The sequence below is a fragment of the Symbiopectobacterium purcellii genome, assembly GCF_052050035.1.
Classification (GTDB): domain Bacteria; phylum Pseudomonadota; class Gammaproteobacteria; order Enterobacterales; family Enterobacteriaceae; genus Symbiopectobacterium; species Symbiopectobacterium purcellii_A.
Map to the genome: position 1 here is coordinate 4,139,205 of NZ_CP189882.1, position 13,261 is coordinate 4,152,465.

The 13,261-nt window shown below is 46.6% G+C and carries 16 protein-coding genes and 7 pseudogenes; 15 read left to right on the forward strand and 8 right to left on the reverse strand.

Annotation, left to right across the window (positions count from 1 at the left end; all coding sequences use genetic code 11):
• From bioB to ACQGXV_RS28215, 8 genes and pseudogenes are all read left to right on the forward strand, one after another.
• Entirely contained in the window at positions 1-1,038 is a 1,038-nt protein-coding gene (bioB, locus tag ACQGXV_RS28180; RefSeq protein WP_440867649.1) for a biotin synthase BioB, read from the forward strand.
• A 5-nt stretch (positions 1,039-1,043) separates the two neighbouring features.
• On the forward strand, positions 1,044-2,216 hold the full coding sequence (bioF, locus tag ACQGXV_RS28185) for an 8-amino-7-oxononanoate synthase (RefSeq protein WP_440867650.1): 1,173 nt from the start codon (positions 1,044-1,046) through the stop codon (positions 2,214-2,216).
• Positions 2,209-2,970, forward strand: a complete 762-nt coding sequence (gene bioC / locus ACQGXV_RS28190) for a malonyl-ACP O-methyltransferase BioC (RefSeq protein WP_440863870.1) — start codon at positions 2,209-2,211, stop codon at positions 2,968-2,970. The genes bioF and bioC overlap by 8 nt, the downstream gene beginning before the upstream one ends.
• Positions 2,963-3,649: a dethiobiotin synthase gene (gene bioD, locus ACQGXV_RS28195; RefSeq protein ID WP_440867651.1), complete on the forward strand. Its 687-nt coding sequence runs from the start codon at positions 2,963-2,965 to the stop codon at positions 3,647-3,649. Before bioC ends, bioD begins: the two co-directional genes overlap by 8 nt.
• 37 nt (positions 3,650-3,686) lie before the next feature.
• Positions 3,687-4,183 (forward strand): annotated as a pseudogene (locus ACQGXV_RS28200) (IS5 family transposase); the annotation flags it as partial.
• 198 nt (positions 4,184-4,381) lie between these two features.
• Positions 4,382-4,729 (forward strand): annotated as a pseudogene (locus tag ACQGXV_RS28205) (IS5 family transposase); the annotation flags it as partial.
• Between the two features lie 142 nt (positions 4,730-4,871).
• A complete protein-coding gene (locus ACQGXV_RS28210) occupies positions 4,872-5,060 on the forward strand; it encodes a hypothetical protein (protein WP_440863871.1) in 189 nt (62 codons plus the stop codon).
• Positions 5,045-5,488: a hypothetical protein gene (locus ACQGXV_RS28215; RefSeq protein ID WP_440867652.1), complete on the forward strand. Its 444-nt coding sequence runs from the start codon at positions 5,045-5,047 to the stop codon at positions 5,486-5,488. The genes ACQGXV_RS28210 and ACQGXV_RS28215 overlap by 16 nt, the downstream gene beginning before the upstream one ends.
• A gap of 159 nt (positions 5,489-5,647) precedes the next feature.
• On the opposite strand, the gene ACQGXV_RS28220 is transcribed toward ACQGXV_RS28215, so the two are convergent.
• A complete protein-coding gene (locus ACQGXV_RS28220; RefSeq protein WP_440863872.1) occupies positions 5,648-5,815 on the reverse strand; it encodes a hypothetical protein in 168 nt (55 codons plus the stop codon).
• Between the two features lie 139 nt (positions 5,816-5,954).
• Here ACQGXV_RS28220 and ACQGXV_RS28225 point away from each other — a divergent pair.
• The 3 genes and pseudogenes from ACQGXV_RS28225 to ACQGXV_RS28235 form a co-directional block, all read left to right on the forward strand.
• Positions 5,955-6,539 (forward strand): annotated as a pseudogene (locus tag ACQGXV_RS28225) (transposase); the annotation flags it as partial.
• Between the two features lie 85 nt (positions 6,540-6,624).
• Entirely contained in the window at positions 6,625-7,524 is a 900-nt protein-coding gene (locus ACQGXV_RS28230) for a transposase family protein (RefSeq protein ID WP_440863873.1), read from the forward strand.
• Positions 7,466-8,296 (forward strand): IS256 family transposase, encoded by an 831-nt coding sequence (locus ACQGXV_RS28235; RefSeq protein ID WP_440867653.1) that lies wholly within the window; start codon positions 7,466-7,468, stop codon positions 8,294-8,296. The genes ACQGXV_RS28230 and ACQGXV_RS28235 overlap by 59 nt, the downstream gene beginning before the upstream one ends.
• A gap of 185 nt (positions 8,297-8,481) precedes the next feature.
• Here the strand turns inward: ACQGXV_RS28235 and ACQGXV_RS28240 are convergent, their stop codons facing one another.
• The 5 genes and pseudogenes from ACQGXV_RS28240 to ACQGXV_RS28260 all read right to left on the reverse strand — a co-directional run.
• Positions 8,482-8,754: an integrase core domain-containing protein gene (locus ACQGXV_RS28240; protein WP_440863874.1), complete on the reverse strand. Its 273-nt coding sequence runs from the start codon at positions 8,752-8,754 to the stop codon at positions 8,482-8,484.
• A gap of 135 nt (positions 8,755-8,889) precedes the next feature.
• Positions 8,890-9,168, reverse strand: a pseudogene (locus ACQGXV_RS28245) (DDE-type integrase/transposase/recombinase); the annotation flags it as partial.
• A 21-nt stretch (positions 9,169-9,189) separates the two neighbouring features.
• The gene (locus ACQGXV_RS28250; RefSeq protein ID WP_440867654.1) at positions 9,190-9,630 is read right to left on the reverse strand and encodes an IS630 family transposase; all 441 of its coding nucleotides are present in this window, start codon (positions 9,628-9,630) and stop codon (positions 9,190-9,192) included.
• Positions 9,543-10,013, reverse strand: coding sequence for an IS630 transposase-related protein (locus ACQGXV_RS28255; protein WP_440863875.1), 471 nt, complete (start codon positions 10,011-10,013; stop codon positions 9,543-9,545). The genes ACQGXV_RS28250 and ACQGXV_RS28255 overlap by 88 nt, the downstream gene beginning before the upstream one ends.
• A 35-nt stretch (positions 10,014-10,048) precedes the next feature.
• A pseudogene (locus ACQGXV_RS28260) lies at positions 10,049-10,279 on the reverse strand (IS3 family transposase); the annotation flags it as partial.
• A 36-nt stretch (positions 10,280-10,315) separates the two neighbouring features.
• On the opposite strand from ACQGXV_RS28260, the gene ACQGXV_RS28265 reads away from it, so the two are divergent.
• From ACQGXV_RS28265 to ACQGXV_RS28275, 3 genes are all read left to right on the forward strand, one after another.
• Complete coding sequence (locus ACQGXV_RS28265; RefSeq protein WP_440863424.1) at positions 10,316-10,447, forward strand: helix-turn-helix domain-containing protein; 132 nt, start codon at positions 10,316-10,318, stop codon at positions 10,445-10,447.
• An 82-nt stretch (positions 10,448-10,529) separates the two neighbouring features.
• Positions 10,530-10,880 carry an IS630 transposase-related protein gene (locus tag ACQGXV_RS28270; RefSeq protein WP_440863876.1) on the forward strand — a complete coding sequence of 117 codons (351 nt, stop codon included), beginning with the start codon at positions 10,530-10,532 and terminating at the stop codon, positions 10,878-10,880.
• A complete protein-coding gene (locus tag ACQGXV_RS28275) occupies positions 10,802-11,233 on the forward strand; it encodes an IS630 family transposase (RefSeq protein WP_440867655.1) in 432 nt (143 codons plus the stop codon). The genes ACQGXV_RS28270 and ACQGXV_RS28275 overlap by 79 nt, the downstream gene beginning before the upstream one ends.
• A 35-nt stretch (positions 11,234-11,268) precedes the next feature.
• On the opposite strand, the pseudogene ACQGXV_RS28280 reads toward ACQGXV_RS28275, so the two are convergent.
• Positions 11,269-11,460: pseudogene (locus ACQGXV_RS28280) on the reverse strand (IS3 family transposase); the annotation flags it as partial.
• A gap of 61 nt (positions 11,461-11,521) precedes the next feature.
• Between ACQGXV_RS28280 and ACQGXV_RS28285 the strand changes: the two are divergent.
• On the forward strand, positions 11,522-12,733 hold the full coding sequence (locus ACQGXV_RS28285; RefSeq protein ID WP_440862551.1) for an IS256 family transposase: 1,212 nt from the start codon (positions 11,522-11,524) through the stop codon (positions 12,731-12,733).
• A gap of 334 nt (positions 12,734-13,067) precedes the next feature.
• Here the strand turns inward: ACQGXV_RS28285 and ACQGXV_RS28290 are convergent.
• Positions 13,068-13,220, reverse strand: a pseudogene (locus ACQGXV_RS28290) (transposase); the annotation flags it as partial.
• Positions 13,221-13,261: the final 41 nt, after the last annotated feature.

The following is a 13,261-nucleotide window of genomic DNA, read 5'->3' on the forward strand; positions in this document are numbered from 1 at the left end:
ATGGCAGAACGTATTCGCTGGACGCTGGAGCAAGCGCAACAACTGTTTAATAAACCGTTTTTAGAGCTGATGTTTGAAGCGCAGCAGGTGCATCGCCAGCACTTCGATCCGCGTCAGGTGCAGGTAAGCACGCTGCTCTCCATCAAAACCGGTGCCTGCCCGGAAGATTGCAAGTATTGTCCGCAGAGTGCGCGTTATCGCACCGGGCTGGAAGCGGAGCGATTGATGCAGGTTGAGCAGGTGCTGGACTCCGCGCGCCAGGCTAAAGCGGCTGGCTCAACCCGTTTTTGTATGGGTGCAGCTTGGAAAAATCCCCATGAGCGCGATATGCCTTATCTGCAACAGATGGTGAAAGGCGTCAAGGAAATGGGAATGGAAACCTGCATGACGTTAGGCACTTTGCATGGCGATCAGGCGGAACGATTGGCTGACGCCGGGCTGGATTTCTATAACCATAACCTGGACACCTCACCGGAGTTCTACGGCAATATCATCACCACCCGTACCTATCAAGAGCGGTTGGATACTCTGGATAAAGTGCGTCACGCAGGAATCAAAGTCTGCTCTGGCGGCATTGTCGGGTTGGGCGAAACCGTCCGCGATCGCGCCGGATTGCTGGTGCAACTGACAAACCTGCCGACGCCGCCGGAGAGCGTACCGATCAATATGCTGGTGAAAGTAAAAGGAACGCCGCTGGAAAACAACGACGACGTTGAACCTTTCGATTTTATCCGCACCATCGCTGTCGCACGCATCATGATGCCGACCTCTCATGTGCGTCTGTCCGCCGGTCGCGAACAGATGAGTGAACAGACCCAGGCCATGTGCTTTATGGCCGGTGCCAACTCCATTTTTTATGGCTGCAAATTGCTGACCACCCCCAATCCGAAAGAAGATAAGGATTTGATCCTGTTTCGCAAACTGGGTCTCAATCCGCAACAAACGGAAACGGAGGCCGGTGACAACCAACAGCAGATGCAACTGGCGCAGCAGGTGCTGGAAGCCGATACCGAACAGTTCTATAACGCTGCCGTGTGACGCCGATGGGATGGCAAAAACGTATAGACGCGGCGCTGATAACGCGCCGTGAGCAAGATGCTTACCGCTCACGCATTTTAAATCAGGGCGGTGGACGGTGGTTGACGCAGCAGGGGCAACGCTATCTGAATTTCTCCAGCAATGACTACCTGGGATTAAGCCAGCATCCGGCCATTATTGACGCCTGGCAAACCGGTGCAACGCGTTATGGCGTGGGGAGTGGCGGTTCAGGGCATGTCACGGGGTATACCGATGCGCATGCAGCGTTGGAGGGTGAACTGGCGCAATGGCTAGGTTACCCGCGTGCGCTGCTGTTTGTCTCCGGCTATGCCGCGAATCAGGCGGTAGTTGCCGCCCTGATGCAATCGCAAGATCGCATTCTGGCGGACAAGCTCAGCCATGCGTCATTACTGGAAGCCGCGGCCCAGTCACCGGCCACCCTGCGGCGCTTTGCGCACAATCAGCCGGCAGCGCTACAACGTCTGTTGGAAGGGGATTGCTCCGGCGAAACCCTTGCTGTCACAGAAGGCATTTTCAGTATGGACGGTGACAGTGCGCCGCTGGAAGCACTGTATGCGTTGACGCAGGCACGCGGTGCCTGGCTGATGGTGGATGATGCGCACGGGGTAGGCGTGTGCGGTGAGCAAGGCCGTGGCAGTTGCTGGCAGCAGGGGATACAACCCGAACTGCTGGTCGTGACCTTCGGTAAGGCGTTTGGCGCGAGCGGGGCTGCGCTGTTGTGCAGTGAATCGGTGGCCGACTATTTCTTACAGTTTGCCCGCCATCTGATCTATAGCACCAGCATGCCACCGGCTCAGGCTTGCGCATTGCGCGCAGCGTTGTCCTGTATTCAGCAGGGCGATGCACTACGTGACAGGTTAGGCCGCCATATTGCTCAGTTTCACGCCGGGGCCGGGGATTTGCCCTTTACCTTAATGCCTTCGCAAAGTGCCATCCAACCGTTGATCGTCGGCGACAACGCTGCCGCGTTGCGCGTAGCACAGTGTTTACGTGAACAGGGATTCTGGGTGAGTGCGATGCGTCCGCCTACCGTGCCGCCCGGTAGCGCACGGCTGCGGATTACGCTGACGGCCAGCCATAGGGATGAGGATATAGCTCGTCTGCTTTCCGCTTTGCACACGGCAGCGCATGAGCAAGAAGGGGGTGCCAATGAGTGATGAATTGCATAACAAACGGGCTATTGCGCAGGCTTTTGGTCGTGCGGCACAGCGCTACACCCGATTTGCCGAGCTGCAACGCACCAGCGGTGAGTATCTGATGACCTTGGCGCTACCGCTTGCCGGGTCGCAGATATTGGATGCGGGCTGTGGCACCGGCCATTTCAGTCAACGCTGGCGCGCGTTGGGTAAGCAGGTGGTCGCCTTGGATCTTTCAGCTGGCATGCTACAACAAGCGGCCTTTGAAAACAGTGCCGATGTCTACATACAAGGGGACATTGAACATTTACCGTTAGCGGATGACAGCATCGATCTCTGTTTCAGTAATCTGGCAGTGCAATGGTGCGAAGATCTGCCGCGTGCCATCGCAGCCTGTTATCGGGCCACGCGTCCCGGTGGCGCGGTGGTGTTTTCTACGTTGGCTGAAGGCTCCCTCGGCGAGCTGGCACAAGCCTGGCTGAGCCTTGATGGATCCAAACGCGTCAATGATTTTTTACCGTTGGCACAGATCGCTGATGCCTGTCGCCCTTATCGCCATCGGCTCTACCCGCATACCCTGAGCTACCGTTTTGCGACCGTGAGCGATGTGATGCACTCGTTGAAAGGGATTGGGGCCACCTGGCTCCATGGCGATCGTTCGCGCGGTTTGCTTACCCGGCGGCGGTTGCAAGCGCTGGCGCAGGTTTATCCTGCGGCGCCGGGTGGGTTCACCCTCAGTTATCATTTGGTTTATGGGATTATTTATCGTGACTAAACGTTGGTTTATTACCGGAACAGACACTGAGGTGGGCAAAACCATCGCCAGCGGCGCATTGCTACAGGCCGCTGCGCGGGCGGGCTACCGCTGTGCAGGTTATAAGCCAGTCGCTTCAGGGGCGGCAATGACCCCGCAGGGCATTCGTAATGAAGATGCTTGCCATCTGCAAGCGTGCAGCAGCCTGCCGCTCACTTACGATGAGGTCAACCCGTTGGTGTTTATTGAACCAACCTCACCGCATATTGTGAGCAGGGTTGAGCAGCGGCCCATTGATTTCGCGGTGATGTCGCGCGGTCTGGCGGCTTTGACCGAAAAGGCCGATTGGGTGCTGGTTGAGGGGGCGGGGGGGTGGTTCACGCCACTGACCGCACAGCAGACGTTTGCCGACTGGGTACAGCATGAGCAACTGCCAGTGATTCTGGTGGTAGGCATCAAGCTGGGCTGCATCAATCACGCGTTACTGACGGCGCAGGCCGTTGCACAGTCAGGGTTGGCGCTAGCGGGCTGGATTGCTAACGATATTCAACCGGCCGGACGCTGGCACCAAGATTATCTGGAAACGCTGCAACGCCATCTTCGCGCGCCGCTGCTCGGCGAAATACCCTATGTCAGTGCGCCCAGTACGCAGGACTTGGGTACGTATCTGGATATTAGGCTGTGTCCCTTAATTGCTTGAGCTATAGTATCCATCTGTTTCTAAGACACTTTGGATTATGGCTCGCTACGATCTTTCTGATGAAGCATGGGCAATCATTGAGCCCTTGTTACCAACAGTTTTGACATCTCCGCAGGCAGGCCGGCCATGGGCAGAACATCGCAAAATCGTCAACGGCATGTTCTTGATACTGTGTTCAGGTGCCCCATGGCGTGATTTACCTGAACGTTACGGCCCATGGAAAACCGTTTATAACCGTTTCAATAGATGGTCAAAGTCTGGAGTTATTAACATTATTTTTAATAAGTTACTTTCATTTCTTGATGCTCATGGACTTGTTGACTGGTCAGCCACTGCGCTGGATGGCAGCAATATCCGTGCGCTCAAATGTGAGGCTGGCGCTCAAAAAAACATCCCGATATTACCAACGATAACAGCCTGAGTCGCTCACGAGGTGGTTATGGCACCAAAATCCACATGGCGACTGACGGAAGCGGCATCCCGCTAAATATCGTACTGAGTGCTGGGCAGGCTCACGAAAGCCTGTTCGCGGCTTTGTTGAATAATTTAACCGTTTGATTTACATCTTCTTTAGTTAGAATGCATTTACAGAGAATGTATTTTGTTAGAACGACAAATCAAATAGTTAGCACAATAAAAAGCATTCCGAGAGGAAAAATTAGTCGTTGAAATTTTATAATGCTTATATAAATCAGTATCTTAAATTATTCAACAAAGCCCCTGTTCGCGTTACGACTCCTGGACGGCATTGGCGTGCAACGGCAGAACGGTAGCATGAAGCGTCGTGGTCATGCGGTACTGGCTGACAAAGCCTACTCTGGCAATGCACTCCGTAACAAGTTGAAAAGAAAAGGGATAAAAACGGTTATTCCCCGAAAATCAAATAAAAAACTGGCTTCAGATGGACGCTCACAACTTTATCGTGATGCTTATCGCCGTCGCAACGTTGTAGAAAGATGTTTCGGCCGTTTAAAGGAATATAGACGGATTGCCACACGTTATGAAAAAACGGCAAGAAACTATCTAGCAATGGTGAAACTGGGCTGCATCCGCTTGTTTTACGCCCGGTTACGTAATTAAGGGACACAGCCTAGATTGCTGCCAGTATGATTCGTTATTGTCTGAAAAAAAATACGGCATTAACCTTCTTACTGATATATAACCGTCGCACAATAATGTGCGCCTATTCGTTAAGTATTTTTTATCAGATAAGGGAATTACGATGGCTAGCATAAGTACATTATATAATATTACAGCATGTGCCGCTGGTGAAGAAAATCAGGATAAGGTGAATAAAGCATTATCTCCTAATGGTTTGCTGGAATGTATTATTAATTTTTTTACTGCGGTGTACGAAGGGATAATCAGGCGTTATATCGTCAGATTGATGATAATATTATACGGCTTATAAACTCCCCAGAAGCCATGAATGAATGTTCAAAAACAGGGATTATTACTCTGGATGACATTCAAGGTAATAAAGTGACCTTTACCCTGCCGGGTAAGAATAATGAGAACGGTATGGTTACCGTGACAGTCAGTAAAGGTAAAAATATGGTAACAGGGGAGATTCCTGGTGATAGGTTTAAAGTTATAGTTGCAACGCAGTGGAAACAGGATGCGGACGCGTTAAACACCATTGATGAAGACAATGCAATTGACGTTGAGTCTGATGATAGTGATAATTATTATTATAATTATCATCATTATGATGGCGATGTATCTACTCATTTTAAAACGCTTGGTGCGTCTAACACAAGGTTTGCCGATCTCGATAGTGATATAGTGAAAAATATGTACTTACAAGATATTGAAGCTGAGATGGGCTTTGTTGAATAATTTAAGATACTGATTTATATAAGCATTATAAAATTTCAACGACTAATTTTTCCTCTCGGAATGCTTTTTATTGTGCTAACTATTTGATTTGTCGTTCTAACAAAATACATTCTCTGTAAATGCATTCTAACTAAAGAAGATGTAAATCAAACGGTTAAATTATTCAAAAAAGCCGCTGAGATGAGCGATATCCTTCGGGAAGGCGGGAGAGACTGTAAAATAATCTGTGTAAATGGCATTTTGAGGAAAACCTTCAAAGGATAACAAAATGCCGGCTTTGTTGAATAATTTAAGATACTGATTTATATAAGCATTATAAAATTTCAACGACTAATTTTTCCTCTCGGAATGCTTTTTATTGTGCTAACTATTTGATTTGTCGTTCTAACAAAATACATTCTCTGTAAATGCATTCTAACTAAAGAAGATGTAAATCAAACGGTTAAATTATTCAACAAAGCCCAAAATGCCTATCAGCAACGAACTTATCAACTGCTTCAAGATTGTCACTCCCCTCAGGATCTGCTGGGTGAATCAGGCCTACTCAAGGTGCTGACTAAAAGACTGGCGGAACGGGTTCTTGAAGCTGAGATGGAGATGCACCTTGGGTATGCTAAGCATGACCCGGCAGGTAATCATTCAGGCAACTCCCGCAATGGCAAGACATCCAAGAGCGTACGTAGCCAAAATGGGGAGATCGAGCTCGATATTCCGCGCGACCGCAACAGTATAGCCAAGCGACATTATTTTGATAACAGCCAGCTATGCTTCTTTGCCGCATATCAGGGCATAGGATGTAATCATTTTTAAGTCGGTTGTCTATACCTTCGAGCCGACACTGATCGGTAAGAACGAAAAACAGCTTAACGGCTTCGATGACCGCATTATTTCTCTCTATTCCAGAGGGTTATCAACCCGTGATATTCAGGCACACTTTAAAGAAGTCTACGGGGTCGATGTTTCCGCTGGCTTCATTTCTCAAGTGACCAATGCTGTGATGGATGAAGTTAAGCGCTGGCAGCAACGGCCGCTGGATGCGCTTTATCCCATAAAACTAGTTGCTGAATAGAGACTTGCATTTTTTGTCAGGCTATTGAGAATAAAAAGAGGTTTAACTTAGAGAATAAAGGTTTGAAATGATCAACAAAGAGCGGTTGTTACGAGATAATCGTTTATGTAAAGCAATCATTGGATTATCAGTCGAAGAATTGAAAAATTTAGCCGCTGAATTTTCAGCTTGTTATTTGATTTATCGGCAAAAGAATCGAAAAGATCACGAGCGGCAGATGGGTGGAGGGCAGAAAGGATTTATCCCAACCCCATTAGATAAACTGCTTTTTATTTTATTGTATTTAAAATGTTATCCGACCTATGATTTGCAAGGACTTCTTTTTGGTTTAGATAGAAAACGGGTATGTCGCTGGGTAAAAATATTATTGCCGGTTTTAGAGATGACCTTGGGGCGAGAATGTGTTTTGCCCGCTCGTCAAATTCGCTCTGCTGAGGAATTTTTTCGCGCCTTTCCTGGAGTTAAAGACGTCTTTATTGATGGGACAGAGCGACCTGTCCAAAAGCCTAAGAATCTGCGTCGGCGAAAAAAAATGTATTCGGGAAAGAAAAGACAGACCACTCGAAAAGGGCTTATTATGACTGACGAAACAAGGCAAATTGGATTTATCCCCATGAGCAAAAATGGGCGCCGTCACGATAAACGCTTACTCGATAAAGTCGATATAATTCGCCATATTCCTCCTGAGGTAACCATCTGGGCAGATACCGGTTTTCAAGGTATAGATAAACAGCATCCTAATACACAAATCCCAAAAAAAGGAACTCGAAAAAGACCTTTATCGCCTGAACAAAAACAAGAAAATAAAATAATCTCGGGCATCCGTATTACAGTTGAACACGCCATCGCGGGTATCAAGCGCCTCGGTTGCATGACCCAAATTTTACGGAATCGTAGACCCTTTATTGATGATACCTTCTTACTCCTTAGCGCCGGTCTTTGGAATTTCCATCTCAGAACAGCGTAAAATTTACTTCAATCACCGAAACACCCTTATTTCACTATTAAGCAACACGCTTATTGTTTACCTTGACTGTATTGTTGTCAAAAGCCAGGACGGCGGAGCCGTGGCCAACAAGTCTGTTTATCTGGCCCTCGGCGTCAACGGCCAGGGCGAAAAAGAGCTGCTGGGGCTATGGATAGCCAAAACTGAGGGGGCCAAGTTCTGGTTATCTGTGATGACAGAACTGAAAAATCGTGGGCTAAAGGACATCTTCGTCGCCTGCTGCGATGGCCTGAAAGGCTTTCCTGATGCCATTGAAGCTGTTTACCCGCATACGCGGGTACAGCTCTGCATTGTGCATCAGGTGCGGAACTCGCTGCGCTACGTCGGCTGGAAAGAGCGTAAGGCCGTTGCTGCTGACCTGCGCACCATCTATAGTTCCGCAACGCTAGAGGGCGCTGAAGAGGCCCTGGATGCCTTCGCGGCCAAATGGGATGAGAAGTTCCCGACGATCAGCCCGTCGTGGAGAAATAATTGGGAACGTCTCATCGTCATTTTTGACTTTCCGCCGGAGATCCGCAAGGTTATCTACACCACCAACGCGATAGAGTCGTTAAATGCTTCATTGCGCAAGATAACGAAAACGCGACGAATATTTCCAACGGATGACTCGGTGATAAAATTACTCTATCTAGCCTTGCATAATATCTCTGCTAAATGGACCTTGCCAATCAGAGACTGGAAACCTGCTATGAGCCAATTCATGTTGATGTATGGAGAACGAATCTCCGGTTAAGCAATGGAGCCATTTACACAAAATTCTTTACAGACTCAGGCGGGATTTTTTCTTAATCGAGTCAGGATGGCGCTGACCTAGCCATTCTGACTTGCCTGATTCTATTCAATAGCATATTGGGAGCCTATCATTGATGCGATCGCGCGTAGTGCGTAGAAACCGGAGCGTACCCCGAGTTGTAGTGGTCAACTAATTTTGGCTACCCTACCTGACTGTTGATGGAACAGCCGTTCTGATTCATTTGGTGTTAACCCACCTTTATACCAGTGAGGTGTGACATCGCTATAATAATGGGTTATGTAGCGAATAATGGATGATTGAGCAGTACTAAAGCTTTGGTAGCCAGTCGTTGGCACCCATTCAGTCTTCAGACTACGGAAGAATCGCTCCATCGGACTATTATCGGCTTTGTTGAATAATTTAAGATGCTGATTTATATAAGCATTATAAAATTTCAACGACTAATTTTTCCTCTCGGAATGCTTTTTATTGTGCTAACTATTTGATTTGTCGTTCTAACAAAATACATTCTCTGTAAATGCATTCTAACTAAAGAAGATGTAAATCAAACGGTTAAATTATTCAACAAAGCCACTATTATCCCAACAATTTCCTCTGCGACTCATACTTTGGGTCATCTGATAACGCCACAATGCCTGCCTATACTGACGACTGGTGTAATGGCTTCCTTGGTCACTATGAAACATGACTTGTTTGGGATGCCCACGCAGTTCCCAAGCCATTTGTAGTGCTTTGGCTGTTAATTCTGAATCTGGCGAAAACGACATTGCCCAACCCACGGGTTTTCGGGCAAATAAATCTAATACCACCGCCAGATACGCCCATCGGTCGCCTGTCCAAATATAGGTTATAGCCAAGCGACTTAATTTTGATTACACCATATGGACTGAGAACAAACTCTCTGTATCGCAACCCATCTCTCTTTTTTTGCTTTTTGCTTGTGCCCATTTATGCTCAATTGGGTTAAGATCTGGCGAATATGTAGGCAAATACTCCACCATATACCCTGCATCGATGATGACTTGTTGAATATTATGTTTTTTGTGAAAAGTGGCATTGTCCATCATGATTACACTGTTTTTAGGGAGTACTGGGATAAGGACTTGTGTGACCCAGGCATAGAAAACATCGCTGTTAATATTGATATCAAATAATCCGATAGCAAACAGCGTTGTGCCTAATAAAGCGCCGATAACATTTGTTCTTCCCCTAGCTCGCCAGTTCTTCAGGCCAAAACACCGTTGACCTTTTGGGGAATAGCCGTGAGTCCGTGGGGCATCGTGTGAAAAACCACTTTCATCAATAAAAACAATAGGTTTACCTTCTTTTTCATACTGTTGTTTTTTTTTGTTGAAATCCCTGCCGGGAGTTTTCGTCGGCTTTCGGATGACGTAGAGTTTTTTTTATAGGTCAATCCCAGCTTTTTAAGCGCTTGCCAAATGGCCTTCTGACAAACGCCAAAACGCTCTGCACGTTCTTTTTGGTAAGCATCTGGATATTGTTCAACATCTTTTATCAACTCGGATTTATCGATCTTTCGCTGACGCGTGGTCGATGCTTTTGACTCTATTTGATTAATCCAACGCGATACAGAGGCAGGGCCAATCCGAAATTGCTTCGCTGTTTCTCGGATACTCAACCCTTCGTTTTTCCGTGTAGATATCACTTTACGTCTAAAATCAATTGAATAGCTCATTTAAATAATGTAATCAAAATTAAGTCGTTTAGCTATACATCGCCGCACCAAACCTGGTCAGGCTTGGTAACAGCGAACTGCCTATTGAGCAGATTTGGAATATCAATACGTTCATTTCCACCGCGGTTGTATTGATGTTTTCTTGTTTGGCAACTAACGAGGGTTAATTCTTTCATCAACTTACCCGCTAACCACCGCCCAAGTTTCACGTCGTGTGTATTGGTAACCATCGTGGCGATAGTCCTTGCGCCCGCAGACCCGCCACTATAGCTAAACGACTTAATTTTGATTACATTATTTAAATGAGCTATTCAATTGATTTTAGACGTAAAGTGATATCTACACGGAAAAACGAAGGGTTGAGTATCCGAGAAACAGCGAAGCAATTTCGGATTGGCCCTGCCTCTGTATCGCGTTGGATTAATCAAATATAGCCAACCGACTTAAAAATGATTACATCCTATGCCCTGATATGCGGCAAAGAAGCATAGCTGGCTGTTATCAAAATAATGTCGCTTGGCTATAGAGTCAAAAGCATCGACCACGCGTCAGCGAAAGATCGATAAATCCGAGTTGATAAAAGATGTTGAACAATATCCAGATGCTTACCAAAAAGAACGTGCAGAGCGTTTTGGCGTTTGTCAGAAGGCCATTTGGCAAGCGCTTAAAAAGCTGGGATTGACCTATAAAAAAAACTCTACGTCATCCGAAAGCCGACGAAAACTCCCGGCAGGGATTTCAACAAAAAAAAACAACAGTATGAAAAAGAAGGTAAACCTATTGTTTTTATTGATGAAAGTGGTTTTTCACACGATGCCCCACGGACTCACGGCTATTCCCCAAAAGGTCAACGGTGTTTTGGCCTGAAGAACTGGCGAGCTAGGGGAAGAACAAATGTTATCGGCGCTTTATTAGGCACAACGCTGTTTGCTATCGGATTATTTGATATCAATATTAACAGCGATGTTTTCTATGCCTGGGTCACACAAGTCCTTATCCCAGTACTCCCTAAAAACAGTGTAATCATGATGGACAATGCCACTTTTCACAAAAAACATAATATTCAACAAGTCATCATCGATGCAGGGTATATGGTGGAGTATTTGCCTACATATTCGCCAGATCTTAACCCAATTGAGCATAAATGGGCACAAGCAAAAAGCAAAAAAAGAGAGATGGGTTGCGATACAGAGAGTTTGTTCTCAGTCCATATGGTGTAATCAAAATTAAGTCGCTTGGCTATAACGTTCCACGCTTCGCTGACCAGGCTACGTTTTATCGTTCGCTCAATATCTGGCTCCTTAGGTCGACACCAATAGCGATAACTGCTTCGGTGAACATTAAAAATACGACACAACGCTTTCACTGGATAAAGCGCTCTTAGCTTTTCAACTACCGAGAATTTTTCAGTGAGTCGGACATTAAGAGCGCAGTAGCCTTTTTTAAGAGAGACTGTAAAATAATCTGTGTAAATGGCATTTTGAGGAAAACCTTCAAAGGATAACAAAATGCCTATCAGCAACGAACTTATTGACCAACTGCTTCAAGATTGTCACTCCCCTCAGGATCTGCTGGGTGAATCAGGCCTACTCAAGGTGCTGACTAAAAGACTGGCGGAACGGGTTCTTGAAGCTGAGATGGAGATGCACCTTGGGTATGCTAAGCATGACCCGGCTGGTAATCATTCAGGCAACTCACGCAATGGCAAGACATCCAAGAGCGTACGTAGCCAAAATGGGGAGATCGAGCTCGATATTCCGCGCGACCGCAACAGTACCTTCGAGCCGACACTGATCGGTAAGCACGAAAAACAGCTTAACGGCTTCGATGACCGCATTATTTCTCTCTATTCCAGAGGGTTATCAACCCGTGATATTCAGGCACACTTTAAAGAAGTCTACGGGGTCGATGTTTCCGCTGGCTTCATTTCTCAAGTGACCAATGCTGTGATGGATGAAGTTAAGCGCTGGCAGCAACGGCCGCTGGATGCGCTTTATCCCATTGTTTACCTTGACTGTATTGTTGTCAAAAGCCAGGACGGCGGAGCCGTGGCCAACAAGTCTGTTTATCTGGCCCTCGGCGTCAACGGCCAGGGCGAAAAAGAGCTGCTGGGGCTATGGATAGCCAAAACTGAGGGGGCCAAGTTCTGGTTATCTGTGATGACAGAACTGAAAAATCGTGGGCTAAAGGACATCTTCGTCGCCTGCTGCGATGGCCTGAAAGGCTTTCCTGATGCCATTGAAGCTGTTTACCCGCATACGCGGGTACAGCTCTGCATTGTGCATCAGGTGCGGAACTCGCTGCGCTACGTCGGCTGGAAAGAGCGTAAGGCCGTTGCTGCTGACCTGCGCACCATCTATAGTTCCGCAACGCTAGAGGGCGCTGAAGAGGCCCTGGATGCCTTCGCGGCCAAATGGGATGAACAGTTCCCGACGATCAGCCCGTCGTGGAGAAATAATTGGGAACGTCTCATCGTCATTTTTGACTTTCCGCCGGAGATCCGCAAGGTTATCTACACCACCAACGCGATAGAGTCGTTAAATGCTTCATTGCGCAAGATAACGAAAACGCGACGAATATTTCCAACGGATGACTCGGTGATAAAATTACTCTATCTAGCCTTGCATAATATCTCTGCTAAATGGACCTTGCCAATCAGAGACTGGAAACCTGCTATGAGCCAATTCATGTTGATGTATGGAGAACGAATCTCCGGTTAAGCAATGGAGCCATTTACACAAAATTCTTTACAGACTCTTTTAAGATGGCATTCTCCATTTCCAGTCGGTGGATTTTTTTCTTCATTTCTCTGAACTCAATTTGTTCAGGTGTTAATGGCAGACAAGGCGATGTTTTCCCTTGACGTGGCTTTGTTGAATAATTTAAGATACTGATTTATATAAGCATTATAAAATTTCAACGACTAATTTTTCCTCTCGGAATGCTTTTTATTGTGCTAACTATTTGATTTGTCGTTCTAACAAAATACATTCTCTGTAAATGCATTCTAACTAAAGAAGATGTAAATCAAACAGTTAAATTATTCAACAAAGCCCCTTGACGTTCTAAACGAAGGGCTTTTACCCACCGGCTAATCGCTGAAAGACTGACGTTCATGGCTTTCGCGGCTTCCTGGTAGGTATAATTTTGGTCAAGGACTAATTTGGCGGTTTCACATTTAAATTCAGCAGTAATTATTTTACTCATTTTGGCACCTATAAAAATTATGAGGTAAGCATGGCTTTGTT

Excerpts from the sequence above, each read along its gene's own strand:
- ACQGXV_RS28230 (WP_440863873.1), top strand. The coding sequence starts at position 6,625 with ATGATCAACAAAGAGCGGTTGTTACGAGATAATCGTTTATGTAAAGCA.
- bioC (WP_440863870.1), top strand. The coding sequence starts at position 2,209 with ATGAGTGATGAATTGCATAACAAACGGGCTATTGCGCAGGCTTTTGGT.
- ACQGXV_RS28265 (WP_440863424.1), top strand. The coding sequence starts at position 10,316 with ATGAGCTATTCAATTGATTTTAGACGTAAAGTGATATCTACACGGAAA.
- ACQGXV_RS28285 (WP_440862551.1), top strand. The coding sequence starts at position 11,522 with ATGCCTATCAGCAACGAACTTATTGACCAACTGCTTCAAGATTGTCAC.
- bioF (WP_440867650.1), top strand. The coding sequence starts at position 1,044 with ATGGGATGGCAAAAACGTATAGACGCGGCGCTGATAACGCGCCGTGAG.
- bioB (WP_440867649.1), top strand. The coding sequence starts at position 1 with ATGGCAGAACGTATTCGCTGGACGCTGGAGCAAGCGCAACAACTGTTT.
- ACQGXV_RS28210 (WP_440863871.1), top strand. The coding sequence starts at position 4,872 with ATGGCTAGCATAAGTACATTATATAATATTACAGCATGTGCCGCTGGT.
- ACQGXV_RS28235 (WP_440867653.1), top strand. The coding sequence starts at position 7,466 with ATGATACCTTCTTACTCCTTAGCGCCGGTCTTTGGAATTTCCATCTCA.
- ACQGXV_RS28255 (WP_440863875.1), bottom strand. The coding sequence starts at position 10,013 with ATGAGCTATTCAATTGATTTTAGACGTAAAGTGATATCTACACGGAAA.